Source organism: Sphingorhabdus sp. (assembly GCF_050921905.1).
GTDB lineage: Bacteria > Pseudomonadota > Alphaproteobacteria > Sphingomonadales > Sphingomonadaceae > Sphingorhabdus_B.
Genome location: NZ_CP050888.1, coordinates 1872931 through 1890111 on the forward strand (window position 1 = coordinate 1872931; position 17181 = coordinate 1890111).

Annotated in this window: 14 protein-coding genes; 3 read left to right on the plus strand and 11 right to left on the minus strand. The window is 55.0% G+C overall.

Annotated features, from left to right (window positions below; genetic code table 11):
* Position 1 precedes the first annotated feature (1 nt).
* The 10 genes from HEQ18_RS09095 to HEQ18_RS09140 form a co-directional block, all read right to left on the minus strand.
* Positions 2–1321: a multiheme c-type cytochrome gene (locus HEQ18_RS09095; RefSeq protein ID WP_432814461.1), complete on the minus strand. Its 1320-nt coding sequence runs from the start codon at positions 1319–1321 to the stop codon at positions 2–4.
* A 201-nt stretch (positions 1322–1522) separates the two neighbouring features.
* Positions 1523–2878, minus strand: coding sequence for an NADP-specific glutamate dehydrogenase (gdhA, locus tag HEQ18_RS09100; RefSeq protein ID WP_432814462.1), 1356 nt, complete (start codon positions 2876–2878; stop codon positions 1523–1525).
* Between the two features lie 51 nt (positions 2879–2929).
* Positions 2930–3751 carry an IS5 family transposase gene (locus HEQ18_RS09105; RefSeq protein ID WP_296196494.1) on the minus strand — a complete coding sequence of 274 codons (822 nt, stop codon included), beginning with the start codon at positions 3749–3751 and terminating at the stop codon, positions 2930–2932.
* Between the two features lie 458 nt (positions 3752–4209).
* Entirely contained in the window at positions 4210–4548 is a 339-nt protein-coding gene (locus HEQ18_RS09110; protein ID WP_432814463.1) for a hypothetical protein, read from the minus strand.
* 532 nt (positions 4549–5080) lie between these two features.
* On the minus strand, positions 5081–6679 hold the full coding sequence (locus tag HEQ18_RS09115) for a recombinase family protein (RefSeq protein WP_432814464.1): 1599 nt from the start codon (positions 6677–6679) through the stop codon (positions 5081–5083).
* Positions 6676–6984, minus strand: coding sequence for a hypothetical protein (locus HEQ18_RS09120; protein ID WP_432814465.1), 309 nt, complete (start codon positions 6982–6984; stop codon positions 6676–6678). Before HEQ18_RS09120 ends, HEQ18_RS09115 begins: the two co-directional genes overlap by 4 nt.
* Before the next feature lie 177 nt (positions 6985–7161).
* The gene (locus HEQ18_RS09125) at positions 7162–7500 is read right to left on the minus strand and encodes a hypothetical protein (RefSeq protein ID WP_432814466.1); all 339 of its coding nucleotides are present in this window, start codon (positions 7498–7500) and stop codon (positions 7162–7164) included.
* Positions 7497–8915 (minus strand): type IV secretory system conjugative DNA transfer family protein, encoded by a 1419-nt coding sequence (locus HEQ18_RS09130; protein WP_432814467.1) that lies wholly within the window; start codon positions 8913–8915, stop codon positions 7497–7499. The genes HEQ18_RS09125 and HEQ18_RS09130 overlap by 4 nt, the downstream gene beginning before the upstream one ends.
* A gap of 119 nt (positions 8916–9034) precedes the next feature.
* On the minus strand, positions 9035–9787 hold the full coding sequence (locus HEQ18_RS09135; RefSeq protein ID WP_432814468.1) for a hypothetical protein: 753 nt from the start codon (positions 9785–9787) through the stop codon (positions 9035–9037).
* Positions 9788–9857: 70 nt separating this feature from the next.
* Positions 9858–10292, minus strand: a complete 435-nt coding sequence (locus HEQ18_RS09140; protein WP_432814469.1) for a hypothetical protein — start codon at positions 10290–10292, stop codon at positions 9858–9860.
* A 229-nt stretch (positions 10293–10521) separates the two neighbouring features.
* On the opposite strand from HEQ18_RS09140, the gene HEQ18_RS09145 reads away from it, so the two are divergent.
* Entirely contained in the window at positions 10522–11709 is a 1188-nt protein-coding gene (locus HEQ18_RS09145) for a leucine-rich repeat domain-containing protein (RefSeq protein WP_432814470.1), read from the plus strand.
* A 265-nt stretch (positions 11710–11974) separates the two neighbouring features.
* Entirely contained in the window at positions 11975–12358 is a 384-nt protein-coding gene (locus HEQ18_RS09150) for a hypothetical protein (protein WP_432814471.1), read from the plus strand.
* A 60-nt stretch (positions 12359–12418) separates the two neighbouring features.
* Here HEQ18_RS09150 and HEQ18_RS09155 read toward each other — a convergent pair whose 3' ends face one another.
* Positions 12419–13576 (minus strand): hypothetical protein, encoded by a 1158-nt coding sequence (locus tag HEQ18_RS09155; RefSeq protein WP_432814472.1) that lies wholly within the window; start codon positions 13574–13576, stop codon positions 12419–12421.
* A gap of 712 nt (positions 13577–14288) precedes the next feature.
* Between HEQ18_RS09155 and HEQ18_RS09160 the strand changes: the two genes are divergently transcribed.
* Positions 14289–17174 (plus strand): SNF2-related protein, encoded by a 2886-nt coding sequence (locus HEQ18_RS09160; protein WP_432814473.1) that lies wholly within the window; start codon positions 14289–14291, stop codon positions 17172–17174.
* Positions 17175–17181: the final 7 nt, after the last annotated feature.

The window sequence follows — 17181 nt, forward strand, 5'->3', positions numbered from 1 at the left end:
ACTATCGTAATGCCCGGACTGCACTGGCAGCGGCGCCAATTGAACGGCGGAAATCGGACGGGCGATAGGCGTTGGGATCACGCACCGCGTCATAGGCGCGGTTTACATTGGCACGGATGCCCGCTGCCGCACCTTGCGTGAGGTTGCCCGAGCGGACGAGTGCACTCAACAACGTATCGACCGCCATAACGGCTTGCACCGAACCCTCATAATCTGTGAGGCGCGCAGCAATAGCATCGCTTGCAATGGTGTCGATGATTGCAAAGGCTTGGCTGCTGCCAAAACTGCCCGACGCAAAGTTATTAGCCAAATTATCAGCGGCGATTGACAAGCGCCGCGCCGCTGCGACGGCCGTGGTCCGGTCCAGCGCCAAAGCAGCGTGGAACTCCCTGCTGGCCTTATCGAATTGCCCTGCCGAGGCTGGAGCCGTTACCCGCGCAGCCGCCGACAGCATGATCATGTTCTCATCATTATAGGGCGGCATGCCCTCTGGAATTGGCCGCCCGGGATTGTTTACACCAGTCCTAAGTGCGTCCTTCTGATCATAAATCCGACGGTGGCAGCTATGGCAATCAAAGAAATAGAATTCTGGAAACACACCCTCGGTGCCACGACTTGCGCTCGCATAAAGATCTAGCGAGCGTTTGAGTGCAAGCGCCTGCCCGACAGCCCATAGCTGAACATTGTCGGTGCGCCGCTTGCGCGCCACATAATCGGCATCCTCGTCATGATGTTGCTGCAGAGATGAGAATAGGTCGAGTTCAAACGAGATACGGGGGTGCCCTGCCGCCATGATCCGGTGGTTTACAAACTGCCCTTGGGCGGCGCTGCCAAAATGGCAGTCAAGGCATACGCCTGCGCGTACCTTTGGATTTTCCAGCGGCGTCATGCCGCGTGCCACATTTTTGGCGTGACTTGCACCCACGGCGTAATGGCTGGCAATCCAATTGGATGCACCGCCATGGCATGCCTCACATCCCACACCGTCAGCTAGCTGAAAGTTGTTGCCCCGCGACGCGGCTGGGTCAGCGTGACAACCAAGGCACATTGGCGCAGACGATGCTTTGCCGATACCCAAATTGCGCGCTATTTGCGCACTGCGTTGACCCAATAAGGCGGAATAGGCTTGGCTATGTTTTCCGGCAGGCGAAGAAGGTTCCTGCCAACGCAAAACCTCATCCTGGCGTACAACGGCGCCATCGGCTTCCAACCGGCCATGGCACGTTGAACCAGCGCATGAGGCAACACCCAGATGTGTATTATCCGCAGTTCCTGAGGCCCGCACAGGGGACAAAATTGGAAATACAACTGCCATAATCATCAGGAGGATGCACAACGAAAGAAGCACACCCGGCAGAGCTTTTAAGAAAATACGGCTGTTTCCAGACTCGGCCATTAATCGTGCATTCCCCTCAAATCGGTAAGACCAAAACTCTAATTCAGTCGGTACGTCTATCCGGTTCTTTGATCAAATATTCAAGCAGATTGGCGGCAAACGGTGTTCACCGCCAATCTGTTGAAATCACACTACACCAAATGCGAGCATGGCGTCGGCAACTTTTTTGAAGCCCGCGATATTTGCGCCTCGCACATAGTCGCAATAGCCACCTTTCGTCTGCCCATATTCGAGGCAGCTGCCGTGAATGCCATCCATGATATCGACCAGCAATTGCTGGAGCTGTTCGGCCTTCCACGAGATGCGGCCTGAATTCTGGCTCATCTCTAGCCCAGAAACCGCAACCCCGCCCGCATTGGCCGCCTTGCCCGGGGCAAACAGGATTTTTGCGTCCTTGAAGACGTGGACGCCTTCGAGGTTGGTTGGCATGTTAGCACCTTCGCTAACCGCAATGCAGCCGTTTTTGATCAATTCTCTGGCGTCATCGCCGAGCAATTCATTCTGCGTGGCGCAAGGTAGTGCAACGTCACAAGGGACGCCCCAAGGACGCTTGCCTTCATGATATGTTGCCCCTTTGAACTCATTTACATATTCACTAATTCGACCGCGCCGCACATTTTTAAGTTGTTTGATCCAGTCGATTTTTTCCTGCGTCATACCATCCGGATCATGGATGAAACCGGCACTGTCGGACATTGTGACCACCTTGCCGCCCAGCATCGCCACCTTCTCGGCTGCATGGGTTGCAACATTGCCTGACCCTGAAATCACCGCAACTTTGCCTGCAAGATCGTCATTCTTGGTCTTCAGCATATTGGCGAGGAAATATACCGCGCCATAACCGGTTGCTTCGGTACGGATCAACGAGCCGCCATATTCCAATCCTTTACCGGTCAACACGCCGGTAAACTGGTTGGTGATCCGCTTATACTGCCCAAACATGTAGCCAATCTCGCGCGCACCAACGCCGATATCGCCGGCGGGCACATCCACATCAGCTCCTACATGGCGGTAGAGTTCGGTCATGAAGGACTGGCAAAAGCGCATCACTTCATGATCGCTTTTCCCCTTGGGGTTGAAGTTCGACCCACCCTTGGCTCCACCCATCGGCAGGCCAGTCAGCGCGTTTTTAAAGGTCTGTTCAAACGCCAGAAATTTGAGAACGCTCTCCGTAACCGAAGGGTGAAAGCGGATGCCGCCTTTATAGGGGCCAATTGCATTGTTGTTCTGCACACGCCAACCGCGTTGCACACGAACGTTACCGTTATCATCCTCCCAGCAAACGCGGAATGAAATGACCCGGTCGGGTTCGGCGATACGCCGCAATATCTGTTCCTTGTGATAGCGCTCCTTGTCTTCCATGAAGTCAAAGATATCTACTGCAACTTCCTGCACTGCCTGAATGAATTCAGTCTGTCCTGGGTTGCGCTTGCTAACGCCCTGCATGAATGTGGGCAGGTCGACGTGATCATTCAGTGCCATAATATTGGTCCTCTTCCCTTAGAGTCTGACTCATAATTATCGTGTTTAATATCATAGTTTTGCGATTCGTCTAGCGAGGAACTGGACGGAGGCCATGAACAGCCATGCCGTTGCGGAAGCGATGCTGCGCTCGAAGTCTTTGGCAAGGCGCCGGTTGCGGTTTAGCCATGCGAACGTTCGCTCGACGACCCATCGGCGCGGTAGAACAACAAAGCCATTTGCCCGGTCAGAACGCTTTATGATTTCGATGGTCCAGTCGCCGATCTTGGTCAGCGCGGTTTTGAGCTTGTCACCGGCATAGCCGCCATCGGCAAAGACATGGCGCAGCCAAGGGAAACTATAACGGATGTCGGAGAGCACGATCGGCGCACCGTCACGGTCCTGTATATCGGCGCTGTGAATAATGGCGTGTACCAGAAAGCCGTTCGTATCGGTGATGATATGGCGCTTGCGCCCCTTCACTTTCTTGCCCGCGTCATAGCCGCGTATGCCGCCGCTTTCCGTCGTTTTGACAGACTGGCTGTCAATCACTCCGGCGCTGGGTGAAGCCTCGCTACCCTGCGCCACCCGGGCATCCTGGATCAGATAATGGTTGATCCGTTGCCATGTGCCATCATCGCGCCAAGCGTAAAACCAACGCTGCACCGTCGAGGAAGGTGGAAAGCCCGGCGGCAGCATCCGCCATGGCAGGCCACCGCGTAGCAGATACAGCATCGCTTCTACTATCCGCCGCATCGGCCATTTGCGCGGACGGCCGACAAAGGACGGCAGCGGAAAAAACGGTTCCAGAACCGCCCACTCCTCATCAGTTAAATCACTTGGCAAAGCCAATCCGTTGCGTGCATGATGCGCGCGAGTGGTGTCGGTCCACATCGTTGAAATCCTTCGGGTTGTTGCAAAACCGCTGAATCAATGATGTGGAAAAGCGTCAAGCTAACTCGCTGACACTACTCAACTTAATTTCGGGTCAGACACTTAGAATTTGAGTGGCAAATTTCTAACAAGCACCACCCAGACAGATTGTCCGTCGTCAGAACATTTGGCACTGATGGCTGCGTAAATTAACGGAGCATTGGCCTCATCAGTTGGGTTGATATTAGGCGGCGAGCTTGCGGTGTTGCAAGCGCCGATATTCGATAGTCTGTCGTTTGATCCTTTCACGTTGTTTGGACTTGTAACGGTTTCGTGCCGGTCACTTGAGAGTTAAACACTCATACAAGGAGACCGAAGAGATGATGAAGCATACAGAAGATTTCAAACAAGAGGCCGTATGGCGTAGGTAACAGTGGGCTGCAATAAGCCAGTTGCATAATGCCCGAACTAGAAGGGCTTCAATGCCGCCAAGCGACCGTAAGAATCGTCCCACCTACTACAATAACGTAAATATTCCGGTATTTCTCATATCGGCGCACGTCTGCACCAAGAAATTTGCAGACTTTGCGCCAGGAGCGATTGTCAAACGAATAGCTCTCCGCACCTTTCCCAGCGGAGGTGGCTTTTCCATAATCCAAAACCAAATCAATGGCGAATTCAGGAATGCAGCGCTGCTTCGAACGACATAATGAATGATATGTATAACTATTTTTACTAGAATAATCTTGATATGATTTATTAAAGATAAGTGAATTATTTAAATAGGGCGCACGACAACTGTCAAAAGAGCGAGCCATATGAACTCTCCTGTCCGGATTATATTAAAAAATGTTTGGGATTATCGTGCAGTGCATCACTGCATCGATGGACCAATATTAACCAGACGATGTATTAATGTCAAGGTTTGCCAAATTTTATCAAAAATCTCACCATCTGTCCGATTCAGTATTTCGGAGGCATTCAATCTACAAGGTGCCAGATCGATTGGGGTAGCTGGATGTGAGCTGCTAGCTTAATCGATTAAGGTAGCAAAATTGCAGGGAGCAGGCTTAGCGACTTCAGTTGGAAGATTGGTACAGGTAACCAGTGGGCCTATGCAATGATAAGGCTTCAAGCATTGCAATTGAGCGCTTGCTTACCCGGGTAAGCAAAATGGCACAGGTCACGCTTGTTATCCTAAAATTTTAGGATAACTAAACTTTATCCCACACGTGTAGGATAAACACTCCAAAATCACACCAACTATCTGAAAAACAGTCACAATATGACGAATTTTGTACAGCTAAAAAATGCACAAATCGTGCACACGACACAGAAATGCATCACAAACTATTGATTTATAACGATTATTTTAATAATTAAGTGCCCTCCGAAGGCAGAGGCCAGAGGTTCGAATCCTCTTGGGTGCGCCATTTCCATTTTTGAGTTGTTCAGATCGAATAACATCTTGAATGGAAAGGATAATTCGCTGTTTCGAACGGCTCCTTTTGGGTCATAGACCAAATGCTTCGGAAAGGTGAGCCTGAGGGCCATCTTCTTGTCCGAAAGCGAGCCATTCTTCCATAGATTCCAAGGACTTGCGAGAAACGCCAACGCGTTTCGAAAGCTTTCGTCGAAGTCGCGCTTAGGCTGCGCTGCACGAGCCATTTTGTCCTTCAAAAGCAGCTTTGTGCTTTCCAATTCCGCAATACGATTCTCGTATGCGCCGATGACCGTCGGGCTTTCAGCCTCGACGATCCGGTCAAGCAACTGCTTCACCTTGCGATCAATTTCAGCGAGTTCCTTCTCAATCGCCTTACGCGATTGATCGGCGTTCATCGCCTGCTTGTTCCAGTGATTCCGGAACGCAGCAGCGGCCAGTTCGACCAGCTCTTTCGCTGGAGTGACGGAGCGAAGAAGCGCCTCGAATGCACCTTCCACTTTCTCCCGTGCATACGACTTGCCGCGAAGATCGCAGGCGCGCTGGCGGCATAGGTAGTAGGGATATGCCGCACCCTGTCTGCCCTTGCTGTAATTCGCTGTCAGAGGATGGCCGCATGACGGGCAGCAGATATGACCACGAAGCGGAAAGTCCGCGCTCACATCGGCGCGGACGGCACCGCGTGCCTTGCCCTTCAAGCGATCCTGAATCTCATTGAACGTCTCGATAGAGATCAGCGGCTCGTGCTTGCCGAGGCGCGGTGCGACATTCCACGATGGAACATGCACGATCCCCGCATAAATCGGGTTCGTGAGAATCTGCTTCACGCGTTCATTCGACACCGAACCGTTCGCCATTTTCGGAACGCAAGGCTGCGCTTCGAGGAAACGCATCACTTCGGCTTGCGAAGCGAAGCGACCACTCGCGAAGCCTTCGAGAGCTTCGCGAAGCACCGAGGCAAGCGGTTCATTGTGAACGAGCACTTTGCCGCCGCTAGAATGACGCGCATACTTGTAGCCCCAGACGGCCTGGAACACCCAGAAGCCTTGCTGGACACGTGCTGTCATACGGTTGAGCGTTTGCTCCGCGTTCTTTTGCCGCGCGTGCTGACTGACACATGCGAGCAGATTCTCGACAAGCTTGCTGTCCGAATCTTCGCCAAACTCGATTGATGGAGATTCGAGCGATGCGCCGGTTGCGCCGATATCTGCACGAAGCTGCAAATGCGCTTCGATGCCGCGTGCAAGGCGCGAGATATCATCGATCACGACGACGTGAGAATGTTTGCGTGTTGAGCGCAAGAATTTGATCATCGCATCCATACCTGGACGCTTGACCAAACTTCCCGACATATCGTCTTTGAATACCTCGACGACCTCATAGCCCTTGTGCTCGCAATAGCTGCGGCAGCGTTGTTCTTGTGAGGATAGACCGTCAGTCCTGATCGTCTGCTGCGCAGATGATACGCGGCAATAGATAACGGCTTTCTTTGAATTTATGTCTGTCATGGCGCAATTTCCGGTTTGTTATGTTTTGTGATCGCGCCCTCATGACTGAGGTCAACAAGCATGGCGTTGCCAAGAGTTTTCATCTTACCATCTTCACGCCCATTTTGTGAAGAGTCCGAAGCTCCCTTTTCGAGAGCAAGCTCAGTGGGATCGAAACCCCAATCGGCAGCGGCAAACGCTGCCATGATGCTGTCAACGACTTGGATCGCCTCGTCTTTCTCAGCGTCCGTCATTCCTTCGATAGTCGCGACAATCGCGCGATACCGGTCGAGTTCCTCAGGTGTAATTCCGACAATCTCGTTCATCACAATCACCATCGCGCACGCTCGATGGCGAGCGGCCTGATGGGAATTCTGCGTGTCTGGTCAGAACAACGTGGGGGAAACTCGCGCAGAACACGCTCAGTTTGCGACCACATTATAATATAATCATAGCATGATTTGAACAAAAATTACAAGCTTTTCCGCAGAATTCTGCGGTTTCTATCGTTCTAGCCCGCGATCTTTGCCGATCATGCGTTCACCGACGTTCCGGATTTTGTTGATGCGTTTGACATGATCGTACTTCACCCACTGCTTCGCAGCGTTCCACATACGCTGTTCAGGATTGTTCTTTGCAAAGGGCGGCGTCAGTTCATGCGGGTGCCCTTGCTTGGTCAGCAGATCGCGATAGCGGGCACTTGTGAGCGATGGCTCGCAGAGAACAAACCTTGCCTCCATCCGCTGGATGGCGCCAGCTACACGTTCATGAACGCGCGACTCCCGAAAGGTTCGCGCGCCCTCATTGTTGAATCGCGATGTCAGGGTGGAGTTCTCGTTCATTCCGACATTCCCTTGTGCAGATCGCGCACGTCGCGCACTTGGCTGCGCCACGGATCGACGGTGAAGTAGGACACCGCATCAGCGACGAGCAGATGCGGCATAGATGCCACGCGGATGACTTGGCGCGTGGGGCCAAGTGCGATCACATCGCCCGCCTGCAACACAGGCCGCTTCGTCTCAGACAGATTCGCGTTCGCCGTTTGCACGACGCCGCCAGCGTGGCTGACACCGCCTTGCAAGATCGTCATCGTGCCCGACCACAGCTCGATGTCTTTCAGGAGATCAGGCTCCCACACCGACTTCATGGTAATGATGCCGACCTGATCCTCGATGTCTTTGACTTGCTCCTTCGACCATTGCGAGGTGAGCGAGTTCCGGCCTTGCGCGAAGAACCAGTAACTCACGCCGAGACCGCGATAGAGCCGCAGCGAACGCAGGATGCTGGGGACCCTGGGGAGGTTGGCGAATTCATCGACGATGAAGCTTGTACGCACCGGCCCGCGCGCCGCTGCGATCACTTCCGTCATCATAGCAATCAGCATCGACACCCATGCTTTCGCGACATCGATGCGATTGGCGGGAAGGATGATGAAGATCGTGAGCTTCTCACGCTTGGCGCGTGTCAGATCGATATCGTGAGACGAGCAGGCGTTGCCGAGCGACTTTCCAGGCTCAAATGCCGAGAGAGCCGATGCAGCTTCGCTGCGAATGGCCTCCCACTGCTTCTCTGCATTCACGCGCATTGATGCGAAGGCCTGCGCACGGCGTGCGATGGACTCGATGGCGCAGGTCGCCATCATCGAAAATTCCATCGCGAAATGCTCTTCATCGCCGTGCAGAAATTTCCAGACATCTGGCAGCGTGCATTGCTCGCGCATTTCATGCGCGAGATATTCTGCACGCAGCGAGCAAAGTTGGATTGCACCTTTGCGCACCCACGCATTGTCACCATCGCGTGCGGGTGCAGGCATGACGATCTCGAAGATCGCTTCCGCTTCGCCATCCGGCGAGCCACCAGCTTCGATCACTTCTGTCAGCCGGAAGAGCGGATTCACATTCGTGTTCGGATAGCCATGCAGGCCATAGGGATTGAAGTAGATGACATCGGTGCCGAGCACATTGCGACGATGCGCCGATGATGAGAAGGCAAGTTCGCCGTCTTTGATATCGACAATCACTAGCGTGCGATCATTCGAGTGCGCGAGGTTCGGCTGGATCAGTGTTGTCCCTTTGCCACCGCCCGCGCGATTGTAAGTGAGGAGCGACTCCTCACCATTGTGAAAGATGAAGTGACCGAATGCACCGAAGGCTCCGAGGAACAGGCCAGTGCTGTTCAGCAGGCCAGCCTTTTTGCAGTCATCCAAATCAGCAAGCCGCCCGTCGCCCAAAGCGCCGGACGGCTGTGCAGTTGCCATTGCCTCTTCGAGTGTCTCAGCTCGCTCTCGCGCTTCACGCGCGCGATCAGCTTCGCTCCAACCACGATGGAGCGCGAAGCCGCGCTCCATCCAGTTCAGAAAACTTCCGCCTTGTCGCATCATCGGCCCTCCCGCATGAAGCGCGGCGGGGGCGGCAGATCGATAGGCGGCAGTGCATCGATGCGCTGACGCAGTGCATCTTCACTCGGCAGTGCGTTCACATAGCCGGTGAGATCGACGTTCGCGCTTGTGACAGCCGCATCTTCGAGACGACCGCTTGCAATGCCCCGCTGACGTTCCGCTTCCGCGAGAACATTGTCACCAGTGCCAGGTTCGAGCCAGTTAAGCACGGTGCCCAATGCTTCGGCACCATTCGCAAGCCCGACATTCGCGCCACTCGCCTGAGCTGATTGGCCCATCTGCCGCTCGACATACGCACCGCGAAGGCGGTTTGCGGCATCGAGCTGCATCTGGTTGATGGCAACCGCCGCCTTGTAGGCTTCGAGATAACCTTCAACGATGCGGGCATATTGCGCGTTGCGCTGCTCATAAGCCGCGCGCACCGCGTTCACGTAGGCCTGAACTTCGGCGTCAACCGCGCCTTCGTTCTCTTTCACCTCTCCGCTGACATCACCGAGATATTCACCGGTGAAATCTTGCGGCCTCCAACCTTCCGGCGCGAAGCGCACGGCAGCGAAGAACAGGCCGCCGACAACGACGACTGTGATCGCCGTGTTGAGCGCAGCCGGAGTGCGAAACTTGCGTTTGCGCTTTTTCGATTCAACGCGCGGCGCAGCCGCGTGAACCACTTCCGTTCCGACCTGGCGCGCAGCGCCGTCGCCGTAGTCGAGCTTGTATTGAACGTCAGACATGAATTGTCCTCCATCGCGGGATTGCGATGGAGGACAGACATCATTGAACAGGAGGTGCAGTGGGGCAAACTCAGTTCAGAACACTTTTTGCGGCAGCAGGATCATGCGCAGCGAGCGCGATCCACAATAGTTTGATGCGCGCCGCAATCCTCGGTGAGGCAGCGAGCCGACGAGGACGCACACGTCCCGCGAGAAAATCGCCTGCCCATGATGCCGAATAATCATCACCGAAGATGCCATCGACATCGACGCGGAGCAGATCAATTTCGATCCCATCATGATCGATCACGACAGCTTCGCATGCGATGATGCGATCATAGACCCAATCAACCAGACGCCGCCGTGAGATGCGCGGCTGAATTCGCGCATACTCAATCGCGAGATTGAAGATTGTGAAGGCCTCGCGCAGTATCGCAGGACTTGGAACATAGATGATATCGGGGCCACGTGAGCCGCTACGGTCATTGCAACGGCAATCGCCGCCAAAAGAATTTTGAGTGGTCATCACTCTCGCTCCTCATGTCTTGTGGGGAGCGGCCGCGCTTGGTTCTCCCAAGCCCTGATCAGTGATTTCTAAATGCCAGATGGGGGAAACTCAGTCCTCCGGACTGTCTCCGGAGAATTTCCGGAGATTTTGCGCGCGACTCCGGAGTGCAGCCGGAGCGCGATGCACAAGCGCGCTTCACATTCGCCTCGACTGAATCTACGTCTCAGTCGGAGCGAGTGAAGGCGATATGGATTACAGCGATTTCAAGAAGCTAAGTGGAATATTGCGGGCAGACCTTCACGCCGCTCGCGAAGCCAAGATGCAAACATCTGCTTGCTTGTTTCAGATGATCCAAGCCTTTCAGGATTATTCGGCGCGCGAGCGCCCCGAGAAGTACAAATCCTTTGTCGAGTTCGCAGAGGCCTATCGCCCGATCTATCAGGTTGCCTTTCCGTCGGACATGGCAGCAGCTCGCGCGCAGGTTGGACGCAAATGCGAGGATGCGAAGAAATCGCACGCAGGCGACTTCGTCGCGTTGATGCTCTTTTATCAGTGGACCCGCACGCGCACCCAGTTTCAGGAGTTCATGGAAAGCGCGCGCGATCTTGATCCATTTGTGACCTACTTCCTCAAAGGCAAAGAGGGCCGCGAGAACGCTTCGAAGCGCGGCGTCATGAAGCGGATTGATATCAATGCGCGCGTACCGATCAATCTGATCGACTGGGAGATTGCCAATCGGCGCGTTGAGCTGGAGAAAAAGGAGCGCACCAACAAGCTCAGCTTCTACAATCTCTTCATCGACTCTGTCCCCGATCAGGCGATGCAGTTCGAAGGTCTCACGCATCTCAGCGTGTGCTCGACGCTCGTTACGACCGTCGAACCGTTTGGTGTTCTCAGAAATTTGCAGGTTCTTGATTGCAGCTACATCCAGCTCGACAGTCTCACTGGCCTGAGCGTTGGAAACCTTGAGCAGCTCTTTTGCGGTGTCACGAACGTACAGGACATCACAGTCCTGCAAGACGCCCACAAATTGCAGCGCCTTTATATGGGCAGCACCGACATCGCTGACCTGACGCCATTGCGGAATTGTCCTGAGCTGGTTTTTTTGAGCTGCGAGGACACGCTTATTTCCTCGCTCGATGGCTTGGAAAACTGCACCAAGCTTACTTACATCGATTGCTCTGACACTGCCATTCGCAACCTCGATCCGATTGCAGGCTTGCCGAACCTTGAGGATGTTATTCTCAACGGCTGCCACATCGATGCATCGCTTGAGCGTCTATGCAGCATCCCGACCTTGAAGAAGCTGACATTCTACCAGGGCACCGCCGAGAGAGTTCCCGCCGACATTCTCAGCCGTGAATCGTATGAGAATTGCCTATCGCGTCTGCGCGAATTTTATCGCCAGCGGCGAAAGCTCACGTCGAACCAGTGAGAGCGTGCAAATCGAACGCCTTTGCGTGACGCACCTACTGATCAAGCTGATGGTCATCACCTTTCTCGTGAATGCATGAGCACAATCGCGAGCTGAATTGTTCCGACCATTGCACCCGTCCGCTTCGCTAATGCGTGCAAGCCCCAGCCCGCACCACTCAGGCCAAGCCTGACCGAGTAGGGGCGTTGCACGCGCAAATCGGCGTGTGCCGCCGGTCTCCATCAGCCGCGCGAATTGTCGTGCGGCATAACGAAAGGAGACCATCATGGGACTTGATATGTATGCCCACTCAATGCCGAAGGACGATAATCGTCCGCCCGTCGATTTCGAGGTCGAGGGTTTGCACCTCGATCACACACCGCGCATCCATTATTGGCGCAAGCATCCGAACCTTCATGGCTGGATGGCTGGTCGCTACTACGAGAAGGGCGGCACCGACGATGATTTCAACGTCAACACAGTCGAGCTGACGCCAGAGGATATCGATGAGCTAGAGCGCACGATTCTCGAAAACCGACTTCCAGATACGTCCGGTTTTTTCTTCGGCGCAACGACCGGCGAAGAACGCGATGACGATCTCGAATTCATCCGCAAATGCCGCGAAGAATTCGCGAAGGGTCGCACGATTGCCTACTACGCATGGTGGTGACACCAAAACGCGAGGCGATGGTGACATCGCCTCGCGTCAGCTTTTTCCGATCATGGCTTGTTACGCGTCGGCCTTCGGCGCGCGACGCTTGTATGGCCGCTTGGGGCGCACGGCGATTTCAGGTGATGCGGCCAAAGCAGGCAGCGGCGAAGGTGATACGGGCGCGCGCGGCGCATTCGCACGCTCCATCATCGACATGCCGAGCAAGATCACTGCAAGCGGGATCACTTCGATGATTGCGCCAATCGCGAGCGCGCTCAGCGTCGCATCGGGATACATCCCGAGATAGGCGATGTTCGAGACGACCGGAATACCAGGCAGCGGACGTTCTTTCAGCGCCGCGATGTCTTCGAGACCCTCGACGAGCGCATCTGCGATGCCGTCGAAATTCTGCGTGATCGCGTTCGCGGCTGCGACCGGTAGGCCCGCCGCGTGCCAATCCTTGGTGAGAGATTCCGAGGCTGCGAACAGCGCCTCGGTTGCAAGCGCATCATTGATGCCGCGCATCACACGTTGCCATTCGTCAGCGAGTTTGCGCGCATCGATCATCTTTTTGTGACGATCATTTTCGGAATCGATCACGCGCCGCAGATCGATCAAGATTCGATCCGCGCGCGCAAATTGGCGAGAGAGAAATGCGCGATTTGCATAGATTGAATTGCGCGCACTTTTGCATCCATCAGCGATATTGCTGAGCGTAATTGCAACACGCCCGACATCGCCGCCTTCGCGGCTGAATGCGCCGGTTGCACCTTCCTGATTGCTCATCGCATCGCCGACATTTTCGCAGTCGATCAGAAAGGGTTCGCGATTTTCAATCGTGGAGACCGCCCTGCGACGCAATTCCGTTTCGGTTTTGAATTCCTGGTGTGCGAATTCCAAATGCGCGCGTTCACCGGCAGGCGCACCAAGCACCGATGCCGCCGCGAGCAGCAGCACGGCGGCAATCGCGGTATAACCGCCGATGAATGCCGCCTTCGCTGCCCCGCGCACAGTTTGCGGCAGCGTCGGAATGTGCCGGATCGCGATATAGCTCATTGCGCTGAGACCAATAGCAATCGCGACGACCGCGAGCGCGGTTTCAAACCACGCGAGCGGCGTCATCGCGCCCGATGACGATACGAGTTCGCTGATCCATACGCCTGCCATGCAGGCGGAGATGGAATGCAGAATCCCGTTCACGATCAGCAGAATTTTGAGGTTGGGTTGTTTGTTCATGGCGACATCTCCTTTGTCGCCGCCGATTTGCTACCAACCAAATTGCGCGGTGGGGCAAACTCGGGCATAGCTCGGCCTTGAGCCGCGTCTCGCGAGGAGTGGCATCCGCTCCGAGCACAAAAGGAGCTTGTCGGTTCTACCGACTCCGCAATAGCCAGATTACGCCTTAGCGTGATCCGCAAGGTGTCGATGGTAGTACCATCGCAACCTTGGCAAGGGGCACCCGCTGCGCGTGCCCCGTTGCATCCCCTCCGGCTGACCGGCTTCCCCGAAGCTCCGTCCGCTTGCCCTGATGCCTGCGATGCGGGCAGGGGCAACGGTTACGGAGATCGTCGAAGCCGGTGCAACGTGTGGTCGTTGCATCACCAGTCAGGCGGAGCGTTCCAGCTCCCCCGACACCCCCATGACCAAGGGGAGACTTCGCTCTCCCCTGGACCCCATCGACCAACCCTATGCGGATTGGATGCACACCATCGTAGTCGCCGATTGACCGCGAGCAGGGGCGTGCCTGCCCCTTGCAACCCTGGCTCTATGGATAGGACCACCAAGGAGCTTCTGGCGCTACGCTTCAATCCGTCCGGCAGAACGGCATCGCCCCTTGAAACGATAGACGCATTATTGCATAGTCTATCCGATGCATCTTCAGGATTTTCAAGAAAAAAGCACCCAACTTGCTAATTCTATATTCAACAATAAGTTGGACTAAATCTTCATGGAATCCTCCCCTTATCATGCCAAGTACTATGCACACGATCTTACTCGACGTTCGATATCAGGGATCGATCGGCTGTCGATGTCACTATTTGATGCTTCGGTAGATTTAAACCCCCACCAAATTGAAGCTGCTCTATTTGCCCTTGAATCACCTTTATCGAAGGGCGTTTTGCTCGCAGATGAAGTTGGGCTTGGCAAAACCATTGAGGCTGGCATCGTTCTCTGTCAGCTGTGGGCAGAACGCAAACGGCGATTGTTGGTGATCTGCCCAGCGTCCCTGCGGAAGCAATGGGCCATTGAACTGGCGGAAAAATTTAACCTGCCCAGCCAGGTCATCGACGCGAAGACTTATCGTGAAGCAAGGCGGCAAGGGCGTTCGCCTCTCGACGCAAAGTGTATCACGATCCTTTCGTTTAACTACGCCGCCGCTCTTCGGGACGAGTTGAAAGCCACACATTGGGACCTCGTTGTCATCGACGAGGCGCATAAACTCAGGAACGCCTACCGCCCTAGTAACAAAGTTGGCCAAGCCATACGTTGGGCAACAGAGGATTGTCGTAAGCTACTCCTCACGGCCACGCCGCTTCAAAATTCTCTAGTCGAATTGTATGGCCTTTCAACGCTAATCGATGAACACATCTTTGGCGACGTGAATGCCTTCCGTGCACGCTACGCCAGCGCTGGCAGCAGCAGTGTCGATCTACGCCAGCGACTCGCTACTTTCTGCAAGCGCACGCTGCGCAATCAGGTGACCGAGTATGTTCGATACACCGAACGGCGCGCAATCACGCGCCCGTTCACTCCCAGCGATAGTGAACATTCACTCTATGAGGCCGTGTCTGGATTTCTTCAGCGGCCTAACAGTTACGCCCTGCCACAGCGGCAGCGGCACCTGACTGCACTAATCCTTCGCAAGCTGTTGGCATCTTCATCGCTCGCTATTGCCGGCACGCTCGACACGCTGCGCGCTCGGTTGGAGACACTCCGCGATGAACAGGTGAAGGACGATCCTGATTTTGCCGAACGGTTGATCGAGTCCGAAGAGATCGAAGACGAATTGCTCGACGAAATCTTGGAGAATCAAATCGAAGGCGATGCCGACACGCAAAACGCGCCGATAGACCGCATGAAGTTGAAGGAGGAAATTGAAATCCTTCAGAGACTTGCAGAGCGCGCCCGAGCGATTCCAGTCGATACGAAATCGGAGACGTTGCTGAAGGCGCTCGACATCGGCTTTGCGCAAATGGCGGAAACCGGCGCAGCGCGAAAGGCACTGATCTTCACTGAATCGAGGCGCACGCAGGACTATCTCAAGGACTTCCTTGAATCGAACGGCTATGCTGGTCAGGTTGTCCTGTTCAACGGAACAAACAACGGGCCGGAAGCTAGCGCCATTTATGAGCGCTGGCTTGCTGAGAACCGCGCCACTGGAAGGTCATCCGGCTCGCGCGCAATCGATGTTCGCACAGCTCTCGTGGAAGATTTCAAAGACAACGGAACCATCTTCATCGCTACCGAAGCCGCGTCCGAAGGCGTCAACCTGCAATTTTGTTCGATGGTCGTGAACTATGACCTGCCCTGGAATCCGCAGCGCATCGAACAGCGTATCGGGCGCTGCCACCGATACGGTCAGAAGCACGATGTCGTCGTCATCAACTTCCTCAATGAGCGCAACGAGGCAGACCGGCGCGTGCTCGAATTGCTTGGCGAAAAATTCAGCCTGTTCAACGGCGTGTTCGGCGCGTCCGATGATGTGCTTGGCAGCATCGAGTCAGGCGTCGATTTTGAAAAGCGCATCCTTGCCATCTATCAGGAATGCCGTTCATCCGATGAAATCGAAGCCGCCTTTGCGCAGCTGCAAGCCGAGATGGACGAGAACATCCGCGCCCGCATGGACGACACGCGTCGCAAACTGTTCGAGCGTTTCGACGAAGACGTGCATCAGCGGCTGCGTATCAAATTGGCCGATGCCAAAGCTCAGCTGGACCGCGTGGGCCAGCGTTTCTGGTCGCTGACCCGCTTCATTCTTACAGCGCGCGCCCAGTTTGATGACAACATGCTCGCCTTTGACCTGACCGATCCGCCGACGAGCGAGATCGCCCCCGGGCGCTATCACCTGATATCTAAATCACAGCCGGAACCAGGGACCAATCGCAGCGAAGACCGAAGCAGCTTCCTGTATCGCCTGTCGCACCCGCTTGGCGAAAATGTCATTCATGCTGGCAAGACGGTCGAGACGCCGCCAGCGACACTGACCTTCGATATCACCAACCACTCATCCCGGATTCATGCGGTGGAAGCGTTGCGCGGCAAATCCGGCTATCTGACGCTCCAGCGATTGCAAATCGATTCCTATGAACGCGAGGAACACCTGCTGTTCTCCGGCTTCGACAATGACGGCGCATCGCTTGACCAGGAGACGATGGAAAAGCTGTTCGGGTGCGATGCAGGCGTCTGTGACGTGCCGCAAATACCAGATACCATCACAGCGCGGCTGGAATCCGAGAGTCTCCGCCACGCCAAGGCTACTATCAGCCTGTCGCTTGAGCAGAACAGCGCGCACTTCAACCAGGCGCGCGAGAAGCTGGAAAGATGGGCCGACGATATGGTGCTTGCCGCCGAGAAGGCGCTAACCGATACCAAGGAGCAGATCAAGGCGATGCGTCGGCAAGCCAGACAGGCCCTGACCTTGGAGGAACAACACGACATTCAGGAGAAGCTGCAAAAGCTGGAGCGGCAGCAACGCCGCCAGCGGCAGGAAATCTTCAACGTCGAAGACGATATCATGGAAAAGCGTGATACGCTCATCGAACAGCTTGAGCAGCGCCTATCCCAGAAGACTGAAACCGAAAGCCTGTTCACCATCCGGTGGCGGGTTGTCTAAACCGAAC